We start from the raw sequence: 25,463 nt of genomic DNA, 5'->3' as shown, positions 1-25,463 counted from the left end.
CGCTTAGCGATTCGGCTAATCATAATTGCCATCACCGATTTTGCAATTAACAACCGCGAACCACCCAGATAAAACAGCATCGGCCCGCAATCAGGCCGATGAAATTAACGGCGCCGGAGCGCCGGAAAAAAGGGGGACGTTAATCCAACTGCAGCTGAGGAACCACTTCCTTCACCTGTGCCAGATAATCGCTGCGGTCTTTGCCGCCCAGCCCTTCGGAACGCGGCAGTTTGGCCGTCAGCGGGTTCACCGCCTGTTGGCCGGTCCACAGTTCAAAGTGCAGGTGTGGCCCGGTGGAACGGCCGGTGTTGCCGGAGAGCGCAATGCGATCGCCGCGTTTCACCTTCTGGCCTGGTTTCACCAGCAGTTTTTTCAGGTGCATATAGCGCGTGGTGTACTGACGACCGTGGCGGATCGCCACATAGTTGCCCGCTGCGCCGCTGCGTTTGGCGATCACCACCTCACCGTCGCCGACCGCCAGCACCGGCGTGCCGACCGGCATGGCGAAATCGACGCCCTTGTGCGGCGCCACGCGGCCAGTCACCGGGTTCACGCGGCGCGGGTTGAAGTTGGAGGAGATGCGGAACTGTTTCATGGTCGGGAAACGCATGAAGCCGCGCGCCAGGCCAGAGCCTTGGCGATCGTAGAATTTGCCGTCTTCGGCGCGGATCGCATAGTAATCTTTGCCGCCGGTGCGCAGACGCACGCCCAACAGCTGGCTTTGCGATTTCTTACCGTCGAAATGCTCGCGCGACATCAGCACGGAGAACTGGTCGCCTTTGCGCAGCTTGCGGAAATCGAGCTGCCATTGCAGCGCCTTGATCACCGCATTGATTTCGTTACGGCTCAACCCGGCGTCGCCAGCGCTGCTGACGAAGCTGCCGTTAACGCGGCCGCTGATCACGTTGTTGCGCCATTCGCCCTGCTGCGCCTCTTTCGATTCTTTGAAGCTGTTGCCGACGCGATCGTAGGTGCGGGTTTCGCGGCGGGAAACTTCCCAGGTCAACTGCTGCAAATCGCCCGCATCGTTCACGGTCCACGACAGCTGTTGGCCGATCTTAAGGTTGCGCAGATCGCGGTTTTGCGAAGCCAGCAGCGTGACATCCGACATATCGATGCCGTACTGCGTCAGAATGCTGCCGAGGGTATCGCCGGTGGAAACCACATATTCATGCACGCCATCATCGCCGGCATCTTTTTGATCCAGCTCATCCTGCGGGATTTCGTCATCGGGGGTGGGTTGGTCGACATCTATCGGTTCACTGGCTTCGGGGAGCAATGACCGCATCTGGCTGGATTCTAACTCGACGCTCTTGGCGATGGGGTTGTGTTCTGGGTGGTAAACAAAAGGCCGCCAAACAGCGACGGCCAATGTGACGACTGTCAGCGACCCCAGCATGACGCGATGGGGCCGTGGCAGGTTGTTATACGCCAGAGCGATAGTTCGGACTATCTGCTGCACTCGATATTATCCTCATAAGCTTTACTTCAGGCAGCTCACGTACTGGTTTGACAGCTGATTCAGGAATTTCCCGTAGCTGTCCTTCCCCAGCGCGATGCCGATGCCCAGCGGGTCCAGCGTTCCAGAACGCACTTTGGTACCCTTGGCGACGGCATTGATTACGGCCGGCCTGAATTGTGGCTCAGCAAAAACGCATACCGCTTTCTGCTCAACCAACTGTGTTCGAATTTGGTGTAGGCGCTGTGCTCCAGGCTGAATTTCGGGATTGACGGTGAAATGGCCCAGCGGACTCAAACCGTAGTGTTTCTCAAAGTAGCCGTAAGCATCATGAAAAACAAAATAACCCTTACCTTGCACAGGCGTAAGCATGTTACCAACATTTTTGTCAGTTTGCGTCAGCAGATTCTCGAACTGGCGCAGGTTTGCGTCTAATTTGTCCTTATTTTGCGGCATAAGTTCCAACAATCTGTCGTGAATCGCGATCGCGGTCACTTTTGCTATCTCCGGCGACAGCCAAACGTGCATATTGTACTCGCCGTGATGATGCCCATGATCGTCATCGGCATGGTTATGCGCTTCGCCTGCATGATCATGATCGTCGTCATCTTCGCCTTTCATCAGCAACGGCTTCACCGCCGGCAGTTCGCTGATAGCCAACTTGCGGGTTGCCGAGATAGGCACCAGCGCCTTGTTCAGGAACGCTTCCATGTCCGGCCCGACCCATAGCACCAGGTCCGCAGAGCGCAAACGCTGGATATCGGAAGGACGCAGCGCAAAATCGTGCGGTGAAGCGCCGTCCGGCAGCAACACCTCGGTCGGCGTCACGCCGTCGGCGATCGCCGAAGCGATAAAGCCCAGCGGACGAATCGTGGTCACCACCGCCGCGGAAGCGCTGCTCAGCGGGCCGGCCATCAACAATGCGCTGGCCAACAGCGTACGCTGCAGCCATTTATTTTTCTTTGCCATCATCAGTAATCCCATCGTTTTCATCAACAAGGCGTGATATTATAACATTCGCTTCGTTCTGCAACCTGTAATCTCGAGATGTCTACACTGATAACGCTAAAAAATATCTCCGTCGCCTTCGGCAGCCGCAAGGTGCTGTCGAACATTTCCCTCAGCCTGCAACCCGGCCGTATTCTCACGCTGCTTGGCCCGAACGGCGCGGGCAAATCCACGCTGGTGCGCGTGGTGCTGGGATTGGTCAAACCGACCGCCGGCACGCTGGAGCGTGAGCCCGATCTGCGCATCGGCTATGTGCCGCAAAAGCTGCACCTCGACGCCACCCTGCCACTGACCGTCAGCCGCTTTATGCGTCTTAAACCTGGCGTAAAGAAAGCCGACATTCTGCCGGCGCTCAAACGCGTGCACGCCGCCCACCTGCTCGACCAGCCGATGCAAAAGCTCTCCGGCGGTGAAAACCAGCGCGTGCTGCTGGCGCGAGCGCTGCTGAATAAACCGCAGCTGCTGGTGCTGGACGAACCCACGCAAGGGGTAGACGTCAACGGCCAGCTGGCGCTGTACGATCTGATCGATCAGCTGCGCAAGGAGCTGGGGTGCGCCGTGCTGATGGTCTCGCACGATCTGCATCTGGTGATGGCGAAAACCGACGAGGTGTTGTGCCTCAATCAGCACATCTGCTGCTCCGGCGCGCCGGAGGTGGTCTCGATGCATCCCGAATTCATCGCCATGTTCGGCAACCGCGGCGCAGAGCAGCTGGCGGTGTATCGCCACCATCACAACCACCGCCACGATCTGCAGGGAAGAATTGTCTTGAAGAAAACCGGGAGCCGCGAAGCATGATTGAACTGTTACTTCCCGGCTGGCTGGCCGGCGTGTTGCTGGCTAGCGCCGCCGGGCCGCTGGGTTCCTTCGTGGTCTGGCGCCGCATGTCCTACTTTGGTGATACCCTGGCGCACGCCTCGCTGCTCGGCGTCGCCTTTGGTCTGCTGCTCGACATCAACCCCTTCTATGCGGTGATCGCCATTACGCTGCTGCTGGCTCTGGCCCTGGTTTGGCTGGAACGTCGCCCGCAGCTTTCGGTGGATACCCTGCTCGGCATTCTGGCGCATAGCGCCCTGTCGCTGGGACTGGTGGTGGTGGCGTTGATGTCTAACGTGCGGGTCGATCTGATGGCCTACCTGTTCGGCGATCTGCTGTCGGTTACGCTGAGCGATATCGTGATGATTGCCGGCGGCGTCGCCGTGGTGCTGTTGGTGCTGTGGTGGCAGTGGCGCGATCTGCTGTCGATGACCATCAGCCCGGAGCTGGCGCACGTCGACGGCGTTAATCTGGTGCGCGTACGCACCGTGTTGATGCTGGTCACCGCCTTAACCATCGGTCTGGCGATGAAATTCGTCGGCGCGCTGATCATCACCTCACTGCTGATCATTCCGGCAGCCACCGCTCGGCGCTTCGCACGCACGCCGGAGCAGATGGCGGGCGTCGCAGTGCTGCTCGGCATGGTGGCAGTCACCGGCGGCCTGACCTTCTCGGCATTTTACGATACGCCGGCCGGCCCTTCGGTGGTGCTGAGCGCCGCCGTGCTGTTCACGCTGAGCCTGTTCAAAAAACAGCAGGCTTGATTAAAGCCGGGATATGACAAGGGCCGCGAATGCGGCCCTTTTTTATGATGGGTGGAAAACTTATGCTTCGCGTTCGAGGCCGAAATGCCGGTAGGCATGCTGCGTCGCCAAACGGCCGCGCGGCGTGCGCTGGATAAAGCCCTGCTGGATCAGGAACGGTTCAATCACGTCTTCGATGGTTTCACGCTCTTCGCCGATCGCCGCCGCCAGGTTGTCCAACCCGACCGGGCCGCCGGTAAACTTGTCGATGATCGCCAGCAGCAGCTTGCGATCCATATAGTCGAAGCCTTCGGCATCGACGTTGAGCATATCGAGTGCCTGCGCCGCCACTGCGCCGCTGATCACGCCGTTGGCGCGCACTTCGGCGAAGTCACGCACCCGGCGCAGCAGGCGGTTGGCGATACGCGGCGTACCGCGCGCGCGGCGGGCCACCTCATGGGCGCCCTCGTCGGACAGCTCCAACCCAAGGCACCCGGCGCTGCGTGAGACGATATGCTGCAGATCCGCCACCTGATAAAACTCCAGCCGCTGGACTATGCCGAAACGATCGCGCAGCGGCGAGGTCAGCGAACCGGCGCGGGTGGTCGCGCCCACCAACGTGAACGGCGGCAGATCAAGCTTAATCGAACGCGCCGCCGGCCCTTCGCCGATCATGATATCCAGCTGGTAGTCTTCCATCGCCGGATACAGCACTTCTTCTACCACCGGTGACAAACGGTGGATTTCGTCGATGAATAACACGTCGTGCGGTTCGAGGTTGGTCAGCATCGCCGCCAAATCGCCCGCCTTCTCCAGCACCGGGCCGGAAGTGGTGCGCAGATTCACGCCCATTTCGTTGGCCACGATGTTGGCCAGGGTGGTTTTCCCCAGCCCCGGCGGGCCGAAGATCAGCAGGTGGTCGAGCGCGTCACCGCGCTGCTTGGCCGCCTGGATGAAGATCTCCATCTGCTCGCGTACGTGCGGCTGACCCACGTATTCGGTCAACAGCTTGGGACGAATGGCGCGATCGAGGACTTCTTCCTCGTTGATCGGTTCGGCGGAGATCAGGCGATCGGCTTCAATCATTATCTACCTCTTAGCGGCCTTACAAAGCAGCGCGCAACGCGTCGCGGATCAGCGTCTCGCAGTCGGCGCCCGGTTTGGCAATTTTGCTGACCATGCGGCTGGCTTCCTGCGGCTTGTAGCCCAGCGCCACCAGCGCCGAAACGGCTTCGGCTTCCGCGTCCGCTTCCGGCGCGTTGTCGGCGGCGGACGGCAGGCTGATCTCGCTGCTGTTGTTGAACAGGTCGCCGTTAAGCCCTTTGAAGCGGTCTTTCATCTCTACCACCAGGCGCTCGGCGGTTTTTTTGCCCACGCCCGGCAGCTTGACCAGTGCGGTGATCTCTTCACGCTCCACCGCGCTGACGAACTGCTGCGCGGACATGCCTGACAGGATCGCCAGCGCCAGCTTCGGCCCGACGCCGTTGACCTTGATCAGCTCGCGGAACAGCGCACGCTCCTGCTTGTCGTTGAAACCGTACAGCAGCTGCGCGTCTTCACGCACCACGAAGTGGGTAAACACGATGGCCTCTTGCCCCAGTTCAGGCAGCTCGTAAAAGCAGGTCATCGGCATGTGTACCTCGTAGCCCACGCCGTTCGCCTCCAGCAACACCAGCGGCGGCTGCTTTTCCAGAATATTTCCTCTGAGACGACCTATCATTTACCCTCCTGCAGAATGACCGGGCATGGCGCCCTGCCATGCCGTTGCTGGTAAAGCTTATAACATAAAAAAGGCTGGATGAATATCCAGCCTGAGCAATCATCGCTTTGCGTCAGCGCAAACGCCCGCGCGCCAGGTTCAACCGCCCTTCGCTCATCCGCAGCACGTTCTGGCTGAGGTGGCAATGGGTGATGGCGATAGCCAGAGCATCGGCGGCGTCCGCCTGCGGGTTGGCCGAGAGTTTGAGCAGCGAGCGCACCATGTGCTGTACCTGCGCCTTTTCGGCCGCACCGGTGCCGACCACGGTCTGTTTGACCTGCCGCGCCGCATACTCGAACACTTCCAGATTCTGATTCACCGCCGCCACGATCGCGACGCCGCGTGCCTGGCCGAGCTTGAGCGCCGAATCCGGATTCTTAGCCATAAACACCTGTTCGATGGCGAAGAAGTCGGGCTGAAACTGGGTGATGATCTCGCTGACGCCGGTGTAAATCAGCTTCAGCCGCGTCGGCATGTCGTCCACCACCGTGCGGATGCAGCCGCTGGCGATATAGCTCAACTGACGCCCCTGCTGGCGGATAAGGCCATAGCCGGTGACGCGTGAACCGGGATCGATACCGAGTATGATCGCCATATCTACATCCACCTTGCATGCACGGCGCCGCCGAACGGCGGCGCCCGTTTTACCGGATTACAGCGTCGCCGCCACTTCGTCGGAAATTTCACCGTTATGGTAAACTTCCTGCACGTCGTCGCAGTCTTCCAGCATATCGATCAGACGCAACAGCTTAGGCGCGGTTTCCGCGTCCATGTCGGCCTTGGTCGATGGGATCATCGACACTTCCGCCGCTTCGGCCTCGAAGCCCGCCGCGGTCAGCGCGTCTTTCACCGCGCCCAGGCTTTCCCAGGCGGTGAACACGTCGATAGCGCCATCGTCATAGGTCACGATGTCTTCCGCACCGGCTTCCAGCGCCGCTTCCATCACGCTGTCTTCATCCAGGCCCGGTGCGTAAGTGATCACGCCCTTCTTGGTGAACAGATAAGCTACGGAACCGTCGGTGCCGAGGTTGCCGCCACACTTGGTGAAAGCGTGACGCACTTCCGCCACGGTGCGGTTGCGGTTGTCACTCAGGCATTCGATCATGACGGCGGTGCCGCCAGGGCCGTAACCTTCATAGATGATGGTTTCCATATTGGTATCATCATCGCCGCCCACGCCGCGCGCGATCGCACGGTTCATGGTGTCGCGCGTCATGTTGTTCGACAGCGCCTTGTCCATCGCCGCGCGCAGACGCGGGTTGGAATCCGGATCGCCGCCGCCCAGCTTCGCGGCAGTGACCAGCTCACGAATAATCTTGGTGAAAATTTTACCGCGCTTGGCGTCCTGCGCCGCTTTACGGTGCTTTGTGTTGGCCCACTTACTATGACCTGCCATAAAAAATCTCCGAAAAAAACTACTGGACTGAATTGATCACGAACTCTTCAATCGCCTGCTGATTGCTCCATGACTTGGTCAACTTCACGGCTTCGGCCGCCTCAAGCCATTGGTAAGCGTGGTGCTCGGTAATCACCGGATCGCGCTCCTCGGGCAACGCCAGACAGAACCAGTGCTCTTTATTGCGCGTGGTTCCCGGCGCATAGCGATGTCGCAAATGGACAAAGAGTTCAAACTCCACGCAGCGTTGGCAATCGAACAACGGCAGGTGCTCTGCTTCGATATCGATGCCGACTTCTTCCATGACTTCACGCCGCGCGGCATGCGGCGGTGACTCATCCTGTTCCAGGCTGCCGGTGACCGACTGCCAGAACTCGGTATCGTCGCGCCGCTGTAACATCAGCACCCGACCACTGGATTTCGCGTAAATCACTACCAGGATAGATTCAGGGCGCTTATAACTCATCACTCGCTCTCTTGTTCCGCACCGGCTTTCTTTACCACGCTGATCGCCAGCTCCTGCAGCGACGCCGGGTTGGCGAAGCTCGGTGCGTCGGTCATCAGACAGGCCGCCGCGGTGGTTTTCGGGAAGGCGATCACGTCGCGGATGTTGTCGGTGCCGGTCAGCAGCATCACCAGACGATCCAGGCCGAAGGCCAGGCCGGCGTGCGGCGGCGTACCGTACTTCAGCGCGTCCAGCAGGAAGCCGAACTTCTCGCGCTGTTCATGTTCGTTAATGCCCAGAATGCTGAATACCGTCTGCTGCATTTCGCTGCGGTGAATACGCACCGAACCGCCGCCCACTTCGTAACCGTTGATCACCATGTCATAGGCATTGGCGATAGCGTTGACCGGCGCTGCCGCCAGCTCTTCCGGGCTCATGTCGCGCGGCGAGGTGAACGGGTGGTGCATCGCCGCCAGGCCGCCCTCTTCGTCTTCTTCGAACATCGGGAAGTCGACCACCCACAGCGGCGCCCAGCTGTCGAGTTGGGTCAGCCCCAGATCGCGACCCAGTTTCAGGCGCAGCGCGCCCATCGCGTCGGTGACAATCTTGAAACTGTCTGCGCCGAAGAACAGGATGTCGCCGGTCTGCGCGTTGGTGCGCGCCAGGACAGCTTCCAGCACTTCCGCGCTGAGGAATTTGGCGATCGGGCTCTGCACGCCTTCCATGCCTGCGGCGCGGTCGTTGACCTTCAGCCAGGCCAGGCCTTTCGCGCCGTAGATGTTGACGAAAGCGCCGTACTCGTCGATCTGCTTGCGTGTCAGCTGTGCGCCGCCCGGTACGCGGATTGCCGCCACGCGGCCTTTGGCGTCGTTAGCCGGGCCGGAGAACACTTTAAACTCGACGTCTTTGACCAGGTCGGCCACGTCCACCAGCTCCAGCGGGTTACGCAGGTCCGGCTTGTCGGAGCCAAAGCGACGCATCGCTTCGGCGAAGGTCATGACCGGGAAATCGCCCAGATCCACGCCCTTCACATCCAGCCACAGCTCGCGCGCCAGTTTCTCCATCACTTCACGCACCTGATCGGCGGTCATGAAGGAGGTTTCGACGTCGATCTGGGTGAATTCAGGCTGACGGTCCGCACGCAGGTCTTCGTCACGGAAGCATTTGACGATCTGATAGTAACGATCGAAGCCGGACATCATCAGCAGCTGTTTGAACAGCTGCGGAGACTGCGGCAGCGCGTAGAATTTGCCCTTGTGCACGCGGCTTGGCACCAGGTAATCGCGGGCGCCTTCCGGCGTCGCCTTGGTCAGCATCGGCGTTTCGATATCGAGGAAGCCATGGCTGTCCATGAAGCGGCGTACGAAGCTGGTGATTTTGGCGCGGGTCTTCAGACGCTCAGCCATTTCCGGGCGGCGCAGATCCAGGTAGCGGTATTTCAGGCGCGCTTCTTCACTGTTGACCTGGTTGGAGTCCAGCGGCAGCGGCTCGGAGCGGTTGATGATCTCCAGCGCGTGGGCAAACACTTCCACTTCGCCGGTGGCCATATCTTTATTGATCTGGCTGTCCGGACGCGCACGCACGGTGCCGACGATCTGGATGCAGAACTCATTGCGCAGGTCGTAGGCCTTGTCGAACGCCACTTTCTCGTCCGGATCGAAGAACACCTGCACGATGCCTTCGCGGTCGCGCATATCAATAAAGATCAGGCCGCCGAGATCGCGACGACGATTGACCCAACCACACAGAGTGACTTCCTGGCCCACGTGGGACAGATTCAACTGTCCGCAATATTCAGTACGCATACGCTATCCTTTTACACAGCCGATGCCGCGCCGGGCTACTGCGCCCCTGTCGCGCGGCTGTTATCTGATAAATTCTACTTGTTACCCGGTTTAAAATCCGTCGCATACCACCCGGTGCCCTTAAGCTGGAAGCCGGAGGATGAAATCAACTTGGTCAACGCGGGCTGCCCACACGCCGGGCAGTCTGCCAGCGGCGCATCGGAAAATTTTTGCAATTTCTCTAACCGATGGTTGCAAGCACCACATGCATATTCATAAATCGGCATAGGTCGTTGGATTAAAGAGTGTTGAAAAAAGGGAGTCATTATAAAGGAAATTCATCCGCCCGATAAGTGCGAACACAGCATTGTTACTGCACTAAATGGCGCGTTTTTGCTCGAATCAACACATCGGTTAACAAATTTCCCATTAACCTGCGACAGTTTTTTCACGTAGCCTGATTCTCCCCCGGTTTTGCGCCGAACGCAGCTCGCCCGACGCGCCGAACAGTTTTTATCCACTTCGCAACGAGATGAAATCCATGCTGAAACTTGACGCCCAAACCACCGCTCTGGTGCTGATCGATTTGCAAAATGGCATTCTGCCCTACGCCGGCGGCCCGCACGGCGCCGAGCAGGTGGTGGCGAACGCCGCCCTGCTGGCCGCGCGTTTTCGTCTGCTAGGCGCGCCGGTGCTGTTGGTGCGCGTCGGTTGGTCAGACTCCTTCGCCGAAGCGCTGAAACAACCGGTGGATAAACCGGCTCCCGCGCCCGCCGGCGGTTTGCCGGCCAGCTGGTGGGAGTTCCCCGCGCCGCTGGCGGTCTGCGACAGCGATATTCTGATCACCAAGCGCCAATGGGGCGCCTTCTACGGCACCGATCTGGACTTGCAGCTGCGCCGTCGCGGCATCAAGTCTGTGGTGCTGGGCGGTATTTCCACCAATATCGGCGTGGAATCCACCGCACGCGCCGCCTGGGAACACGGCTATGAGCTGGTGATCGCCGAAGACGTCTGCAGCGCGCAGAACGCGGAAATGCACCGTTTCGCGTTCGAACACATCTTCCCGCGTTTGGCGCGAGTGCGCGACACCGGCGAAATTCTTGCCGCGCTCGACCGGTAACGTTAAGTTGTAGCCTGATAAGCCAAGGATAAGTAAAGGAAGACGACGCCGTGATCTACATCGGACTGCCCCAGTGGCAACATTCAGCCTGGAATCGTATCGGGCTGCGTGACTTGGCGGATTACAGCCGCTACTTCAACTGCGTGGAAGGCAACACCACCTTCTACGCGCTGCCGAAGCTGGACATCGTGCAGCGCTGGCGCGACATGACCGGCGACGATTTTCGCTTCTGCTTCAAATTCCCGTCGGACATCAGCCACAAGGCCGCCCTGCGCAACTGCGCCGCCGAGCTGCAGGCGTTTTACCACTGCCTGAGCCCGGTGCATCAACGCATCGGGCAATTGTGGCTGCAGTTGCCCGCCGCCTTCGGCCCCGACGAGCTGCCGCGCATGTGGCAGTTCTTCGAAAGCCTGCCGCAGGAATTCACCTACGGCGTCGAAGTGCGTCATCCGGCATTTTTCGCCAAAGGCGAGGAAGAGCGCGCGTTGAATCAGGGGCTGCATCAGCGCGGCATCAATCGGGTGATCCTCGACAGCCGCCCGGTGCATCACGCCGCCCCCCATACCGCCGCCGTGCGCGATGCCCAGCAGAAAAAACCGAAGCTGCCGGTGCACGCTCTGGTCACCGCCGACCAACCGCTGGTGCGCTTTATCGGCGGCGACCAATTGACCGACAACCTGCGCTGGTTCGAAGCCTGGCAGCAAAAACTGCCGCTGTGGCAGCAACAACATCAACCGTATCTGTTTATTCATACGCCGGACAACGGCGATTCACCCCAGCAAGCGCAAAAAATTTGGCAGCAGCTGCGCCGAGCGATCCCCGATTTGCCTGCGCCGCCGGACTGGCCAGAGCAAGATGCACTGTTTTGACCTATTAATCTGACCAATAACATCAAATATTTCCCCGCGACAGTGAATACAATGACGGCTATGATGCTGGCTGCCAGTTTTGGTTAGGGAACGGAGTTAAAAATGGTAAGCGCGCTTTATGTAGTGCTCGGCGCATTGTTGTTGATCAAACTCTCTTATGACGTAGTCAGATTAAGGATGCAGTACCGCGTAGCCTACGGCGACGGCGGTTTTTACGAATTGCAGACCGCCATCCGCGTGCATGGCAACGCCGTTGAATACATTCCTATCGCTGCCGTATTGCTGGTGATCATGGAGATGAACGGCGCGGAAATCTGGATGATTCACCTTTGCGGCCTGATGCTGATGGCCGGGCGACTGGTGCATTACTACGGTTTGCGCAACCGCGAGGTTCGCTGGCGTCGTTCAGGCATGGCCGCGACCTATATCTCTTTGTTGTTGATGGTTCTGGCAAATATCTTCTATCTGCCCTGGGATCTAATTTTCAGCCTGCATTGATCCCGTTTTATCATCAGGCGGCCGCGCCGCCTGCTTCCGCTCCGCTTTTTTACGCTTTTCTGTTAGACTACGCAGCTTCGAATTCTGAACTGATTTGCCGCTATGCCAAACCGCGATACCCTTTTCTCCGCCCCCATCGCCAAACTGGGCGACTGGACCTTCGACGAACGCGTCGCCGAAGTGTTTCCCGACATGATCCAACGCTCCGTTCCCGGCTATTCCAACATCATCTCGATGATCGGCATGCTAGCCGAACGCTTTGTGCAACCCGACAGCCGGGTGTATGACTTGGGCTGCTCGCTGGGCGCGGCGACGCTGTCGATGCGGCGGAATATCAAGGTGCCTGGCTGCACTATCATCGCCGTCGACAATTCGCCGGCGATGGTGGAACGTTGCCGCCGCCATATCGACGCCTTCCGCGCCGACACGCCGGTCGACGTCATCGAAGCCGACATTCGCGACATCGACATCGAAAACGCCTCGATGGTGGTGCTGAACTTTACGCTGCAGTTCCTCGAGCCGGCCGATCGCCTGCGTCTGCTGGAGAAAATCTATCGCGGCCTGCGCCCAGGCGGCGCACTGGTGCTGTCGGAGAAATTCAGCTTTGAAGACGCCGAAGTCGGCGAACTGCTGTTCAACATGCATCACGATTTCAAACGCGCTAACGGGTACAGCGAGCTGGAGATCAGCCAAAAACGCAGCATGCTGGAAAATGTGATGCTCACCGACTCGGTAGAAGCGCACAAAGCGCGACTGCAACAGGCCGGGTTCGAGCATGCCGAAGTGTGGTTCCAGTGCTTCAACTTCGGTTCGCTGATCGCCCTGAAAGCGGGAGAGGCACAATGATTGAGTTCGGTGATTTCTATCAGCATATTGCCAAGAGTCCCCTCAGCCATTGGTTGGATACCCTGCCCGCGCAGCTCAGCGCCTGGCAACGTGAATCGCTGCACGGCAAATTCAAACAGTGGTTCAACTCGGTAGAACATTTGCCGACGCTGACCCCAACCCGCCTCGATCTGCTGCACGGCGTGCGCGCCGAAATGGAGCCCGGCCTGTCGCCGGGCCAGCTCGAAGGCATCGAGAAAATGCTGCGCACCCTGATGCCGTGGCGTAAAGGGCCGTTCTCGCTGTATGGCATCGATATCGATACCGAATGGCATTCCGACTGGAAGTGGGATCGTGTGCTGCCGCACATTTCTCCGCTGGCCGGCCGCACCATTCTCGACGTTGGCTGCGGCAGTGGTTATCACCTGTGGCGCATGATCGGCGCCGGTGCCCACTTCGCCGTAGGCATCGATCCCATGCAGCTGTTCCTATGCCAGTTCGAAGCGGTGCGCAAGCTGTTGGGCGGCGATCAGCGCGCCCACCTGCTGCCGCTCGGCATCGAGCAGTTGCCAGATTTGGCGGCGTTCGACACCGTGTTCTCGATGGGGGTGCTGTATCACCGCCGCTCGCCGCTTGATCATCTGTATCAGCTGAAAAATCAGCTGGTGGCTGAAGGTGAACTGGTGCTGGAAACGCTGGTGGTGGAAGGCGATCGCCACCAGGTGCTGGTGCCGGGCGATCGTTATGCGCAGATGCGCAACGTGTATTTCATCCCTTCCGCCGAAGCGCTGAAATGCTGGCTGGAGAAGTGTGGCTTCGTCGACGTGAAGATCGCCGATATGTGCGTCACTAGCCTCGAGGAGCAGCGCCGCACCGACTGGATGACCAGCGAGTCGCTGGCCGAATTCCTCGATCCGAACGATCGCAGCAAAACGGTCGAAGGCTATCCGGCGCCCCTGCGCGCCGTACTGACCGCCAAAAAACCCTAGTACTCGCTAATCGGGCCGGCCTGCGCCGGCCCGAATTCACCCGTTACTGACATCGACAATTCGCAGCTCATAGACCATCGTCGCGTTCGGCGGGATCTGCGGCGCATAGCCGGTTTCACCGTACGCCAACGCCGGCGGCACCACCATCGTCAGCGAGCCGTGATTTTTCAGGTGGCCGATCGCCTCGCGGAACAACGGCGGATAGGCGGAGAGCGGCTGGGACATCACCTTCCCACTACGATCCATATCCTGAATCACGCGACCGTCGGTTAAACTTTCTTTCACCACGATGTCCACCCGCGCGTTTTCCTTAATGGCCTCATCACCCGCATAATCGATGCGATACCAGAAACCGGCAGGCGACTTCTGCGTACCCTTCTTCTTTTTAAACTCGGCGACGAACGCCTCACCCTTGCTGGTCTGCGTCTTCGCCGCCTGGTTTCTGGCGTCATTTACCGCTTTTTCCGACTCCGCCAGTGCGCTGGTCAACTGCGCATCGCTCAACTGGTAATGGCCGCTGAAGGTATCGATCACGCCCGCCAGCAGCACGGTTTTGTCGGGCGTGATACCCCAATTTTTACGTTCCGCCAGCATCGTTTGAATATCGCGCCCCAAAGCGACACCGGCGGCGTAGCTCTGTTGCTCCGGCTTTTTCTTGAGCGTCTGACTCTCCGGCAGCCATTTAGCCCGCGATCTCAGCCCATCCAGTTCCTCGCGCAAGGCTTGCTGTGCCTGTTGCGCGGCCGCCAGCTCCGTCGCCGTTTTATCCGCCTGTTGCGCCGCTTTATTCCGTAGCTGCACTGTCTGCGCGTTTTCCGTCGTCAGCGCCGCCAGACGCTGTTCCAGCGCCTTAGCCTGCTCGGTTTGCGTTTTGTTTTTTCCCTGCAGCGTTGCCAACTGCTGCTGAAGTTCAGCCGTCGCTTTGGCGGCCTCGGCCTTTTGCTGCGCCAGCGCCGTCTTCAGGTTTTGCTCTTGTTGCTCAGCCTGTTGGCGTTGACCATCACGCTCTTTCTGCAGCTGAGTCAGCTGCTGCTGAAGTTCAGCCGCAGCCTTGGCGGCTTCGACCTTTTGCTGCGCCAGCGCCGTCTTCAGGCTTTTTTCTTGCTGCTCGGCCTGTTGGCGTACGATATCCCTCTCTTTTTGCACCTGCGCCAGCTGCTGTTGAAGTTCACCCGCAGCCTTGGCGGCTTCCGCCTTTTGCTGCGCCAGCGCCGTCTTCAGGCTTTTTTCTTGCCGCTCGGCCTGTTGGCGTACGATATCCCTCTCTTTTTGCACCTGCGCCAGCTGCTGCTGAAGTTCACCCGCAGCCTTGGCGGTTTCGGCCTTTTGCTGCGCCAGCGCCGTCTTCAGGCTTTGCTCTTGCTGCCCCCCCTGCTGCCGTTGATCCACCTGCTCTTTTTGCAGTTTCGCCAACTGCTGCTGCAGTTCGCCCGTCAGCCTGGCAGCCTCGGCCTTCTGCTGTTCCAGCTCAGCGGCGGCCGCTTTTTTATCCTGCTCATAACGTTGGCGCGCTTTATCGTGGGCGGTCTGCACCGCGCCCAATTTCTCCTGCCAGGCGTTATCCGCCTGGCCAGGCAGCACCGCCAGCCGTTGTTCCAGCAAGGCAATACGCCGATCGCGCTCCGCGGTTTGTTGCTTTTGCCGCGCTAACGCCGCTTGCGTTTCGGCGATCTGCGCCTGAGCCTTACGCTCCTGCGGCGTCAGGTTCAGCGCCTGCCGCACGCCGCTGGCGAAGTTGCTCAACGCGCTCAGATCGGGCGCCGGTGACGGTTTGTCGGCGGCCGTCAGGGTGGACGCGACGCGCAACGCGGTCAGCTCCTGCTGCAGTGATTGAATTACCGCCTGCTGTTGCTCCAATCGGGCCTCTTTCTCGCGCAGCGCCTTTTGCCACTGCGCCAGCTGCTTCTTATGCGCCGCCGTCTCACGCGTTTGAACCGGCCGGGATGCTGACTTTTGTGGGGCCTGGGATTGAGTGACTGCGGTATCCGCTGCCGGTGCATCTTGCCGCTGATAGCGCTCGGCAAACTGCAATAACGCCGGCACGTCGTCATCCGCAGCGACCACCGCCGGCGCAAACGCCAACGCTATCATCAGGCTCAGTAGCGCCTTTCTCGCACGGAGAGTCATTGGGCGCGTTCTCCGCGCTCAGCCAGGCCGGTCATCATGGCAGAACTGATGTCTGCGCACAGACGGCTGGTGCGATAACGATACAGGGCGTCAACGGTTTCCTGCGTGCCCGTGTTGACCCGCTGGCGTACCCCGGCATACTGCGCCGCGCCGCCCATCAAAGTATCGAACTCGCGTTTGAATTTTTGGTATTTTTCGTTATCCATACCGCGCATGGCATCCAGTTCGCGCTGGCACTGCTGCATGCGCTCAGCTTCACGCTGCCGTTTGTCTTGCTCGGCAACTTCTTCCGCGCTGGGCGGCTTACTTAATGTAGAAACAGGCCGCTTGGCGGTCTGGCAGCCGGTCAGGGCCAACGTCAGCAAAAGCGCAGCGGTCAAACAGTGTGCCGTTCGGGTCATTATCGTTATCTCCTTGTAAAGTCCGCCGTCGGCGTGCTCTGTGGCTGCGCCGACGGCTCTCCTCAATTGATGCTGTGATGTTCCGGCCATAAAACCGGCGGTGAGCAGGTATAAAATGCAGACGCGATAATGAGCGGCAGAGCGCAAATCATTCACCACGCAAATAAATACCAAAAAATCATTTAATATCATGATATTTAAAGGATTTTAACTCACAAATTTATCAGCAGGGCATAGCGAGCGCAAGAAGAGATGGGGCCGCCGACCGAATAACAGCGTTGAAACGGTGCTGCGTCTTTACAAGGTACCAGGCCAATCCATGCTCCACTTTCCGCGGCCTGAACTTCACGCTGTATCAGCACCCAGCAAACCTCATCGACTTTTTGAAACGTCCAGCCTGATTGAGAATAGTGTTGCCAACCAACAGGAGAAATTTCATGAACAATATGATTAGTGTTAATAACATCAGTGAATTGCGTAATCTGACGCCAGTTACAGATGACCAGATTGTCTTTTTAGTTTCTCACACCGCTGGACACTTCACCGGAGGCGGCGAATTCTATTATGCGAAAACGGATACAACCAGTGCGGACAATAACGGTACCGTGGTGGTTACAACGGGAGGAGCGCGCTGGAAACGACTGGATCAGAAACTGACTTTCGATCACTTCGGTGCCGATCCTAGTGGCACTTCCGCCTCTGACGCAGCAATCAGCGCGACATTAAACTATGCCGCGAGTTTAAAAAACAAAGTGGTCTATGCTTCGGGAAATGCTCAATATCTGCTGACCAGCACTCAACCTATCAACGTCGCAAATGGCGTCACAGTCAGAGGATCCCGCCGCGGTATTGCTCAAGGCCCTGCAAGTCTTACAAACAATGGCCCTAATCGGGCAGGCCTTGCTGACGATAGTGCTTTCATCATCAAAAAGCCGGCAGGTACGGTTTGTTTCGCCTGCGATAAGAACGTTGTCTTTGATGGTTGGTCGTTCCTCTATCCAGATCAGAAATATACTGCCACCCAGCCGGAGGCGTTTGTTCCATACGGAGCCACCATTACCGCAACCGGCGCTCTGTCAGTCGCCAACTGCCGTTATGTAGGCGCCTATGATTTTGTTGAAGCTCGTGGAGAAGCCAACAGCTTTGAGAATATCTACGGTTGGGCAGTACGCTGCGACTACAGGGTTTATGAAAGCAGGGACATCAACAGATTTACCAATGTTCACGTCAATGCCAACGTCGTGCGCCCGACAGAAAACGCGGTGACTGCCTCTATCGCCGTAGCCGGTTCTTGTGCTTTCAATCTCGATCGCCACGACAATACGTTTATGGTGAATGTGTTCTCTTATGGCAAAAAGATCTTTATCAAAACTACAACACAAGGAACCTCCTATTTAGGCGGCCTTAGCCTGAGCAATTTCATGGCAGACAGAAATGGTACCGGAATTGATATCGACTCGGATTCCTCCGCCAATATTCAAATCGCCAACGGTTCTTATATTAATGACTATGGTGATACCGTTGGAGGGTTCCTGGTATTAAGAAAGTCTACTGGCCAATCAAATATCACCCCAGTGCAAATCAGCAATGTTAACTTCGCTACCGCTAATGGGCCGAAGGGTTCACTCTCCCCTCAGGCCATTCGCTTCGAAGCGAACGGCGGGTATCAACTTTCATTCAGCAACACCGTCATGCCAATGTGGACGAACGGCAGTCTGAACAATGAAGCGGGTTACAACATTCTTAGAGGCACACTGAGCATTGCGCAACGCAGCTATCAGCTACATGCGGCTCCGCTAAATTGTTTGACGAACAGCAACATGATCGCCATCGGTGCTGACAAACAGCCTGTTGGCTGGTTTATTGACGGGAATCTGACGGCGGATAGCAATATCCTGACCGCCAATGGAGACAACCCGGCTTATAAAGGTTTGGGTCAACGTATTCATCGGAGCATGGGATTGAGAACATTCTGGGCCATCGCATCCTCTATCGGCGATCAATCTACCGCGCAAGCTTCGACTGGCATTTGGGCCCGCTCGTACAACGATAATTATACCGACACTGTCGAGAGCAATGAAGCGATTCCCTGGATACGCATCGGCAACCTCTACTACGCGCGTTTTGTCATGAACAACAATCGCACTATCCACGATATCCTGGTCAATCCCGGAAGTGGCAATAATGCGGTGCGCGTTTTAAACTGCGGCATTACTCCGGGCGAAGTCTTCAACTTCTCGCCCGATGCACAGCACTAATCATCCGCAAAATAAAAAAAGCCCCGGCAAAACGCCGGGGCCTGGTACTTGCGTGATCGCCGAGGGCTCGGTGACACGCAAAGGGGTCTTACGGCCCGGAAACCGGTTATCAAACACGGTTAGCTGCGTGTTTATGCGCTTTGCGCCAGGGGATCAACCAAGGCCAGCGCGTTTTTCATCGCCTCCACCATTTCGCCATCCACGCAATAATGGCTAAATTCGTCAAACTCGTTATCGGAGCACATGGTGACACCCGCCTTGCGATAACGCATGGTCGACGGCGCTAGATGGCCGGAAGAGCTGTGCAGTTCATGCAGGCCGATATCGACGAACTTGTGCAGATTGCTGAGGCGCACACCGGCACCCGCCATGATCACCGGGCCCTGGCTGGCCTGACGCAAATCACGCAGCAACGGCAGGCCAAGTTCGGCGCTCTGCTGTTGGCCGGAGGTCAGAATGCGCGCCACGCCCAGCTCAGTCAGTTGCTCCAGCGCCACCATCGGATTCTGGCACATGTCGAACGCGCGGTGGAACGTCACCGCCATCCCCTCGCACAGCCTCATCACTTCGCGCATGCGCGGCAGATCGATGTGCCCTTCTTCGTCCAACATGCCTACCACTACGCCGGGGAATCCCATCTCGCGGATGTGGCGGATATCTTGCTTGATCACCTCGAAATCCACCGCGCCGTAGCAAAAATCACCACCGCGAGGGCGAACGATCGGATGCACCGGGATCGCAACCCGCTCGCGCGCCAGACGCAGCGTGCCATAGCTCGGCGTCAATCCCCCTTCGCTCTGGCTGGCGCACAACTCGATGCGATCGGCGCCCGCCCGTTCGGCCGTCAGCGCACAGTCGACGCTAAAGCAACAAACTTCCAGTTTTATCATTGTCACCCCCAGATAACGGCCAACATACGGCGGCAATTGTTCATTTCTTCATTTCTCACGTAGGCTCATGCATAGGCATAAACCGGTTCAGGGTTGTAACTATGGCATTCAATTTTGATCAATGGGTAGACCGCAGTCACAGTGACAGCGTTAAGTGGGATAAATATCGCGGCCGCGACATCCTCCCGCTTTGGGTCGCCGACAGCGATTTCGCCTCGTCGCCGGCGGTGATAGAAGCCTTGCAGCGGCGCGTAGCGCACGGCGTATTCGGCTACACCCACCCATCCCCTGATCTTCTTGAGGTTTTTATCCGCCGCATGGTAGAGCGCTACGGTTGGCACATCAAGCCTGAATGGATCATTTTCTTGCCTGGGTTGGTGTGCGGCCTGAACCTGTGCGTGCGCGCCTGCACCGAAGAACATCAGAGCACGCTGGCTCCCTCTCCCATTTATCCGCCGTTTCGCAAAGCGGCCAAATTCGCGGGGCGTAAACACCTCTCGGTGCCGCTAACGGCGGCAAACCAACGTTGGGTGCTGGATTTTTCCGCGCTGCATGGGCAGCTCAGCGGCAACGAGAAGCTCCTGCTGCTGTGCAACCCGCAAAATCCCGGAGGCACCGTTTATCGCCGGGATGAACTGTTGCAGCACCATCAGTTCGCTCGCGAGCACGATTTAATCGTCTGCTCCGATGAAATCCACTGCGAGCTGCTACTTGAACCCGGCGTGCGACACATCCCTTTCGCCACCCTGAATGAAGATGCGGCCCAACGCAGCGTGACGCTGATGTCACCGTCAAAGACATTCAATCTCGCCGGGCTCGGCGCCTCGATGGCGATCGTCCCCAACGAAGCGTTGAGACAAAAGCTGAAACGCGCACGCAGCGGCATTGTCCCGGAGGTTAATCTGCTGGCGCTGGTCGCCGCCCAGGCGGCCTATCAATACGGGCAACCCTGGCTGGATGAGCAATTAATTTATCTGCGCGCCAATCGCGATCGGTTGACAGAGCGCATCAACGCTATGCCGGGATTGACGTTGTTACCGATCGAAGCCACCTATTTGGCCTGGATCGACTGCAGCGCTTTGCCGGTGGATAACCCGCATCAGTTCTTCGAGCGCGCAGGCGTTGGGTTAAGCGCCGGTTTGGATTTCGGCGATCGGCGCTTTGTACGGCTGAACTTCGGTTGCCGGCGGGCCCTGCTCGATGAAGCGCTCGATCGCATGGCGCAAGCCTGTGCGGCACTGGCTGGCTAGCCTTGTTCGCTGGCGACGATGTCTCTAATGGAATAAGGATGAAACTTGATCGTAACCGTTCCATCGGTGATGGCCAGCGTCGGGTTCGGCAGCCGTTCGCCTTCGCCTTTTGGCGAACTTTGCTTCAGCTTGATCCCCGGCGCCAACAACGCTTCATCAGCAAGGTGACTCAACGCCCGTGCATGCAGCGTCTGCGGATCGCCGCTGAGCACCAATTCAACATGTTCCCACCCTTCATGCGGATAGCGTTTCTCCCCGGGGTACGGCAGCTCGACGCAATCTATGCGCCACGGCCCCACGGCCAGCGGCTGCTGTAAATCAAACAAACAGATAGGCCGCCCGTTGATCATCGATTCGGACAGCAGTGTCCCACACTGCATCAATCCCTGGCGCCAGCGTTCGGCGGTAGCGTTCTGGTGACAACGCAGGGAGATGTGATCGGCGATAAAGGCAGACAGATCAAGCCGCAATCTGGCGGCAAATTGTTGCAACGCCTGCTCGAAACGCGGCAGGTCGAGCTTCAGATCGTCAAGCTCGGCAATGGCCTGCAAGGGAGTGGTCATAGGAACCTCAAAACAACGGAGCACAAAGTTAAACGCCGTAATTTACACGGTGGCGACAGCGCTCGCCAGCGTTGAGAGGGTTTTCAGCAGTCATTCAGAATGATTTTTGGTTGCGTGCAGAGAGAGCAAAAAACCAACTTTTTATTAAGAAGGCAGCTTATTAAGTCAACAGAAAAATAAAAATTAAGAATTTTCGCAAGCCATTATAACCCTTCATCATGACGTTATGATTTAAGTTATTTTTCACAAAACCATTCGTGATTCGCGGGTTAAACCGATTGAATCGCTTCATTTAATCACACTTTATCCACTTATCAAATTCACAAAAAAACAACAATCAACCCATTGTAAACAAAGACAATAAAATTCAATAATTAATAAAAAACTAAGGATTATCTTAATTTAACCTCGGACAATTGATTCACCAGTACAACTCAGCTACTTTGGAGAAAATTTAAATTCGAGATGATCATTATGTTATTGCTGACGATTTCCTTGGTGTTGATAATTATCGCCGTATACGCCATCTACCGTCATTTTAAATCACGCCGCACCAACACGCTGGATGCCAGGCGTCACAATAAAAAGCGTTAGCCTCATAACTCTCCCCTCCGTACATTCTGGTCAGGTCATTCTGCTTTTCACCTTCAGGCATTCTACGCGCCGCACCCGACAACTGTTTCATCGCAGCGGCCGCGCCAACTGCTGACGGGCTCCGTCAGATCGGTTACAATTGCAGGCTGTTTTGTGGAGGTCGCCCGTCGCGCCCGCCACCGTTGAATCCCGCAGGGGCTGGCTTCAGCTCCTCGTTCGTCATTAAGGTAACCCGGTGAATATTCAGGTTCTTCTTTCAGATAAAGTCAGCCAGGCGCTGATTGCCGCTGGTGCGCCAGCCGATTGCGAAGCGCAGGTCCGCCCTTCCGCCAAGGCGCAGTTTGGTGATTACCAGGCCAACGGCGTGATGTCAGTCGCCAAAAAGCTGGGCATGCCGCCCCGTCAGCTGGCGGAAAAAGTGGTGCAACTGCTGGATCTCGGCGATGTCGCCAGTAAAGTGGAAATCGCCGGTCCCGGCTTTATCAACATTTTCCTGAACAGCGACTGGGTCGCCCGCCAGGCCGACCAGGTGCTGAATGCACCGAAGCTGGGCATTGCCCCGGTTGAACCGCAAACCATCGTTATCGACTACTCTGCGCCGAACGTGGCGAAAGAGATGCACGTCGGCCATCTGCGCTCCACCATCATCGGCGACGCCGCGGCACGTACCCAGGAGTTTCTGGGCCACAAAGTGATCCGTGCCAACCACGTCGGCGACTGGGGCACCCAGTTCGGCATGCTGATTGCCTACCTGGAAAAAATGCAGAATGAAAACGCCAGCGATATGGGCCTGTCCGATCTCGAGCAGTTTTATCGCGAAGCCAAGAAACATTACGACGAAGACGCCGAGTTCGCCGAGCGCGCGCGCGCTTACGTCGTGAAGCTACAGGGCGGCGATCAGTACTGCCTGAAAATGTGGCGCAAGCTGGTCGACATCACCATGGCGCAAAACCAGCTGACCTATAACCGCCTGAACGTCACGCTGACCGAAGACGACGTGATGGGCGAAAGCCTGTATAACGCGATGCTGCCGGGCATCGTCGCCGATCTGAAAGCCAAAGGGCTGGCGGTGGAAAGCGAAGGCGCCACCGTGGTGTTCCTCGACGAATACAAGAACAAGGACGGCGACCCGATGGGCGTCATCATCCAGAAAAAGGATGGCGGCTACCTCTACACCACCACCGATATCGCCTGCGCCAAATATCGCTACGAGACCCTGGGCGCCAACCGCGTGCTGTATTACATCGACTCCCGCCAGCATCAGCACCTGATGCAGGCCTGGACCATCGTGCGCAAAGCCGGTTACGTGCCTGAGTCCGTCTCGCTGGAACACCACATGTTCGGCATGATGCTGGGCAAAGACGGCAAGCCGTTCAAAACCCGCTCAGGCGGCACCGTGAAGCTCTCCGATCTGCTGGATGAGGCCATCGAACGCGCCGAACAGCTGATCGCCGGCAAAAACCCGGACATGCCGGAAGAGGAAATGAAGACCGTGGCCCGCGTGGTCGGCATCGGCGCGGTGAAATACGCCGATCTGTCGAAAAGCCGCACCACCGACTATGTTTTCGACTGGGATAACATGCTGGCCTTCGAAGGCAATACCGCGCCTTATATGCAATACGCCTATACCCGCGTGGCATCGGTATTCAAACGCGCCGGGATCGACGAAAGCAGCCTGACGCTGCCGCTGACACTGACCGAAGAGCGTGAAATTGCACTGGCCACTCGCCTGCTGCAGTTCGAAGAGGTGCTCACTACCGTTGCACGTGAAGGCACGCCGCACGTCATGTGCAGCTACCTGTACGATCTGGCGGGCTTGTTCTCCGGTTTCTACGAGCACTGCCAGATCCTCAACGCCGACAGCGAAGAAGCGCGTCAGAGCCGCCTGAAGCTGGCGCTGCTGACCTCTAAAACGCTGAAAACGGGTCTGGACACGCTCGGCATCGAAACCGTCGAACGTATGTAAACCGCACTGCGCGGAAAGCAAAAAGGTCGCCAAGGCGACCTTTTTTTATTCTTGCATTCGGCTCAGGCGACGCGGCGCGCAAAATCACGCGGGCGGAAACCCAACCCGGCCAGCACGCCGAAGTAGGCCACCACGCCGGCCACAACCACCGCCGCCAAGCGCAGCAAACGCTCCAGCATATTGCCCTGATCCCAGGCCGGCATCAGCCACATCACACCAATCAGCACCGCCGACATCACCAGCACGGCGATCACCAGCTTGGTGAGGAACAGTGCCCAACCCGGCTGTGGCTGGAAGATCTTCTGCTTGCGCAGCTGCCAATACAACAACGTGGCGTTCAGGCAGGCCGCCAAACCGATCGACAGCGCCAGACCGGCATGCTTAAGCGGACCAATAAACGCCAGGTTCATCACCTGTGTCATGATGAGCGTGATGATGGCGATCTTGACCGGCGTTTTAATGTCCTGCCGCGAATAGAAGCCTGGCGCCAACACTTTAACCACGATCAGCCCCATCAGTCCTACCGAGTAAGCCACCAACGCGCGTTGCGTCATCGCCGCGTCAAAGGCGCTGAACTTGCCGTACTGGAATAACGAGACGGTCAACGGCTTGGCCAAAATACCCAGCGCGATGGCGCTCGGCAACGCCAGCAGGAAGCACAGACGCAGCCCCCAATCCATCAGGCGCGAATACTCGTCGTGGTTGCCGCTTGAGAAGCTTTTGGCCAGCGACGGCAGCAGGATGGTGCCCAACGCCACGCCCAACACGCCGGACGGAAACTCCATCAGGCGGTCAGCGTAGTACATCCAGGACACCGAGCCGGACACCAGGAACGAAGCGAAAATGGTGTTGATGATCAGCGAGATTTGGCTGACCGACACCCCGAGGATCGCCGGCCCCATCTGGCGCATCACGCGCCAGACCCCGGCATCACCCAGTTTGAGGCGCGGCAATACCAGCATGCCGATCTTGCGCAGGTGCGGCAGCTGATAACCCAGCTGCAGCACGCCGCCCACCACCACCGCCCAGGCCAGCGCCAGCACCGGCGGGTGGAAATACGGGGCGGCGAACAGCGCGAAGCCGATCATGCTGACGTTAAGCAACGTGGGGGCAAAGGCCGGGATCGAGAAGCGGTTCCAGGTATTGAGAATAGCCCCCACCAGCGACGCCAGTGAGATCAACAAAATGTAGGGGAACGTGATGCGCAGCAGCGCCGAGGTCAACGCAAATTTGTCGGGCGTGTCGGTAAAGCCCGGCGCAGTAATGTAGATCACCCAGGGCGCGGCCAGCATCCCCAACACCGTCACCACCGCCAGCACCAGCGTCAACAGCCCGGAGACATAAGCGATAAAAGTGCGCGTCGCTTCTTCACCCTGCTGGCTCTTGTATTCGGCCAGGATCGGCACGAAGGCCTGCGAAAACGCGCCTTCGGCAAAGATACGGCGCAGCAGATTAGGGAGTTTGAACGCCACGAAGAAGGCGTCCGTTGCCATGCCGGCCCCGAACACGCGCGCGACGATCGCATCGCGGGCAAAGCCCAACACCCGCGAAAACATCGTCATCGAGCTGACGGCAGCCAAGGATTTGAGTAGGTTCATGTGGTTGTCTGATAGGTACCGTAAATATCAACGCCTGCAACAGCAGGCGTCAGTGAAACAATCGGCTCAGTTTACGCATCCGGAAAAGAATAGCTACCGCCATAT

Annotated in this window: 24 protein-coding genes; 10 read left to right on the top strand and 14 right to left on the bottom strand. The window is 58.0% G+C overall.

All coding sequences use genetic code 11. The features are described 5' to 3' along the window. Positions 1-139 precede the first annotated feature (139 nt). Together mepM and znuA are read right to left on the bottom strand one after the other, a co-directional pair. The gene (gene mepM / locus ACJ8HA_RS03985; RefSeq protein ID WP_025303122.1) at positions 140-1,462 is read right to left on the bottom strand and encodes a murein DD-endopeptidase MepM; all 1,323 of its coding nucleotides are present in this window, start codon (positions 1,460-1,462) and stop codon (positions 140-142) included. A gap of 21 nt (positions 1,463-1,483) precedes the next feature. After that, a complete protein-coding gene (znuA, locus tag ACJ8HA_RS03980) occupies positions 1,484-2,428 on the bottom strand; it encodes a zinc ABC transporter substrate-binding protein ZnuA (protein ID WP_442515267.1) in 945 nt (314 codons plus the stop codon). Between the two features lie 78 nt (positions 2,429-2,506). On the opposite strand from znuA, the gene znuC reads away from it, so the two are divergent. Next, positions 2,507-3,265, top strand: coding sequence for a zinc ABC transporter ATP-binding protein ZnuC (gene znuC, locus ACJ8HA_RS03975; RefSeq protein WP_004932357.1), 759 nt, complete (start codon positions 2,507-2,509; stop codon positions 3,263-3,265). Next, positions 3,262-4,047: a zinc ABC transporter permease subunit ZnuB gene (gene znuB, locus ACJ8HA_RS03970; RefSeq protein WP_442515210.1), complete on the top strand. Its 786-nt coding sequence runs from the start codon at positions 3,262-3,264 to the stop codon at positions 4,045-4,047. Before znuC ends, znuB begins: the two co-directional genes overlap by 4 nt. Before the next feature lie 60 nt (positions 4,048-4,107). Here znuB and ruvB read toward each other — a convergent pair whose 3' ends face one another. The 7 genes from ruvB to ACJ8HA_RS03935 form a co-directional block, all read right to left on the bottom strand. Next, entirely contained in the window at positions 4,108-5,112 is a 1,005-nt protein-coding gene (gene ruvB / locus ACJ8HA_RS03965) for a Holliday junction branch migration DNA helicase RuvB (protein ID WP_025303125.1), read from the bottom strand. 19 nt (positions 5,113-5,131) lie between these two features. Beyond that, positions 5,132-5,746, bottom strand: coding sequence for a Holliday junction branch migration protein RuvA (gene ruvA, locus ACJ8HA_RS03960; protein ID WP_164064172.1), 615 nt, complete (start codon positions 5,744-5,746; stop codon positions 5,132-5,134). A gap of 112 nt (positions 5,747-5,858) precedes the next feature. Beyond that, positions 5,859-6,380, bottom strand: a complete 522-nt coding sequence (gene ruvC / locus ACJ8HA_RS03955) for a crossover junction endodeoxyribonuclease RuvC (RefSeq protein ID WP_442515209.1) — start codon at positions 6,378-6,380, stop codon at positions 5,859-5,861. 57 nt (positions 6,381-6,437) lie between these two features. Beyond that, complete coding sequence (locus ACJ8HA_RS03950) at positions 6,438-7,181, bottom strand: YebC/PmpR family DNA-binding transcriptional regulator (RefSeq protein ID WP_004932370.1); 744 nt, start codon at positions 7,179-7,181, stop codon at positions 6,438-6,440. A 19-nt stretch (positions 7,182-7,200) separates the two neighbouring features. After that, entirely contained in the window at positions 7,201-7,647 is a 447-nt protein-coding gene (nudB, locus tag ACJ8HA_RS03945; RefSeq protein WP_004932373.1) for a dihydroneopterin triphosphate diphosphatase, read from the bottom strand. Next, a complete protein-coding gene (gene aspS / locus ACJ8HA_RS03940) occupies positions 7,647-9,431 on the bottom strand; it encodes an aspartate--tRNA ligase (protein ID WP_025303127.1) in 1,785 nt (594 codons plus the stop codon). Before aspS ends, nudB begins: the two co-directional genes overlap by 1 nt. A gap of 74 nt (positions 9,432-9,505) precedes the next feature. Then, a complete protein-coding gene (locus tag ACJ8HA_RS03935) occupies positions 9,506-9,697 on the bottom strand; it encodes an FmdB family zinc ribbon protein (RefSeq protein WP_033632845.1) in 192 nt (63 codons plus the stop codon). Between the two features lie 254 nt (positions 9,698-9,951). Here ACJ8HA_RS03935 and ACJ8HA_RS03930 point away from each other — a divergent pair, with 254 nt between their 5' ends. The 5 genes from ACJ8HA_RS03930 to cmoB all read left to right on the top strand — a co-directional run bounded on the left by ACJ8HA_RS03930 (position 9,952) and on the right by cmoB (position 13,711). Then, positions 9,952-10,530 carry a hydrolase gene (locus ACJ8HA_RS03930; RefSeq protein WP_043143030.1) on the top strand — a complete coding sequence of 193 codons (579 nt, stop codon included), beginning with the start codon at positions 9,952-9,954 and terminating at the stop codon, positions 10,528-10,530. 53 nt (positions 10,531-10,583) lie between these two features. Beyond that, on the top strand, positions 10,584-11,399 hold the full coding sequence (locus ACJ8HA_RS03925) for a DUF72 domain-containing protein (protein ID WP_089196530.1): 816 nt from the start codon (positions 10,584-10,586) through the stop codon (positions 11,397-11,399). A 102-nt stretch (positions 11,400-11,501) separates the two neighbouring features. Then, a complete protein-coding gene (locus ACJ8HA_RS03920; RefSeq protein ID WP_004932387.1) occupies positions 11,502-11,897 on the top strand; it encodes an MAPEG family protein in 396 nt (131 codons plus the stop codon). A 102-nt stretch (positions 11,898-11,999) separates the two neighbouring features. Beyond that, on the top strand, positions 12,000-12,743 hold the full coding sequence (gene cmoA / locus ACJ8HA_RS03915; protein ID WP_089180997.1) for a carboxy-S-adenosyl-L-methionine synthase CmoA: 744 nt from the start codon (positions 12,000-12,002) through the stop codon (positions 12,741-12,743). Then, on the top strand, positions 12,740-13,711 hold the full coding sequence (gene cmoB, locus ACJ8HA_RS03910) for a tRNA 5-methoxyuridine(34)/uridine 5-oxyacetic acid(34) synthase CmoB (protein ID WP_025303131.1): 972 nt from the start codon (positions 12,740-12,742) through the stop codon (positions 13,709-13,711). Before cmoA ends, cmoB begins: the two co-directional genes overlap by 4 nt. 36 nt (positions 13,712-13,747) lie before the next feature. Here cmoB and ACJ8HA_RS03905 read toward each other — a convergent pair whose 3' ends face one another. Together ACJ8HA_RS03905 and ACJ8HA_RS03900 are read right to left on the bottom strand one after the other, a co-directional pair. After that, positions 13,748-15,838 (bottom strand): FKBP-type peptidyl-prolyl cis-trans isomerase N-terminal domain-containing protein, encoded by a 2,091-nt coding sequence (locus ACJ8HA_RS03905; protein ID WP_089195962.1) that lies wholly within the window; start codon positions 15,836-15,838, stop codon positions 13,748-13,750. Continuing rightward, on the bottom strand, positions 15,835-16,239 hold the full coding sequence (locus ACJ8HA_RS03900) for a hypothetical protein (protein WP_025303133.1): 405 nt from the start codon (positions 16,237-16,239) through the stop codon (positions 15,835-15,837). The genes ACJ8HA_RS03905 and ACJ8HA_RS03900 overlap by 4 nt, the downstream gene beginning before the upstream one ends. A gap of 437 nt (positions 16,240-16,676) precedes the next feature. Between ACJ8HA_RS03900 and ACJ8HA_RS03895 the strand changes: the two genes are divergently transcribed. After that, a complete protein-coding gene (locus ACJ8HA_RS03895) occupies positions 16,677-18,497 on the top strand; it encodes a hypothetical protein (protein WP_025303134.1) in 1,821 nt (606 codons plus the stop codon). Positions 18,498-18,628: 131 nt separating this feature from the next. Here the strand turns inward: ACJ8HA_RS03895 and cutC are convergent, their stop codons facing one another. Beyond that, positions 18,629-19,387, bottom strand: coding sequence for a copper homeostasis protein CutC (gene cutC / locus ACJ8HA_RS03890; RefSeq protein WP_043143046.1), 759 nt, complete (start codon positions 19,385-19,387; stop codon positions 18,629-18,631). Between the two features lie 101 nt (positions 19,388-19,488). On the opposite strand from cutC, the gene ACJ8HA_RS03885 reads away from it, so the two are divergent. Then, positions 19,489-20,637 carry a MalY/PatB family protein gene (locus ACJ8HA_RS03885; protein ID WP_149570489.1) on the top strand — a complete coding sequence of 383 codons (1,149 nt, stop codon included), beginning with the start codon at positions 19,489-19,491 and terminating at the stop codon, positions 20,635-20,637. Here the strand turns inward: ACJ8HA_RS03885 and ACJ8HA_RS03880 are convergent. Beyond that, positions 20,634-21,200: a VOC family protein gene (locus ACJ8HA_RS03880; RefSeq protein WP_025303137.1), complete on the bottom strand. Its 567-nt coding sequence runs from the start codon at positions 21,198-21,200 to the stop codon at positions 20,634-20,636. The two genes, ACJ8HA_RS03885 and ACJ8HA_RS03880, sit on opposite strands and share 4 nt — an antisense overlap. Positions 21,201-22,029: 829 nt before the next feature. On the opposite strand from ACJ8HA_RS03880, the gene argS reads away from it, so the two are divergent. Further along, positions 22,030-23,760, top strand: coding sequence for an arginine--tRNA ligase (argS, locus tag ACJ8HA_RS03875; protein ID WP_025303138.1), 1,731 nt, complete (start codon positions 22,030-22,032; stop codon positions 23,758-23,760). Positions 23,761-23,822: 62 nt separating this feature from the next. Here the strand turns inward: argS and murJ are convergent, their stop codons facing one another. Further along, positions 23,823-25,358, bottom strand: coding sequence for a murein biosynthesis integral membrane protein MurJ (murJ, locus tag ACJ8HA_RS03870; protein WP_043143599.1), 1,536 nt, complete (start codon positions 25,356-25,358; stop codon positions 23,823-23,825). Positions 25,359-25,463: the final 105 nt, after the last annotated feature.

Source organism: Serratia sp. CY33802 (assembly GCF_052169095.1).
GTDB classification, from domain to species: Bacteria; Pseudomonadota; Gammaproteobacteria; order Enterobacterales; family Enterobacteriaceae; genus Serratia; species Serratia bockelmannii.
Note: the sequence above shows the minus strand (reverse complement) of the source record. Positions and strands in the feature narration are given on the sequence as shown.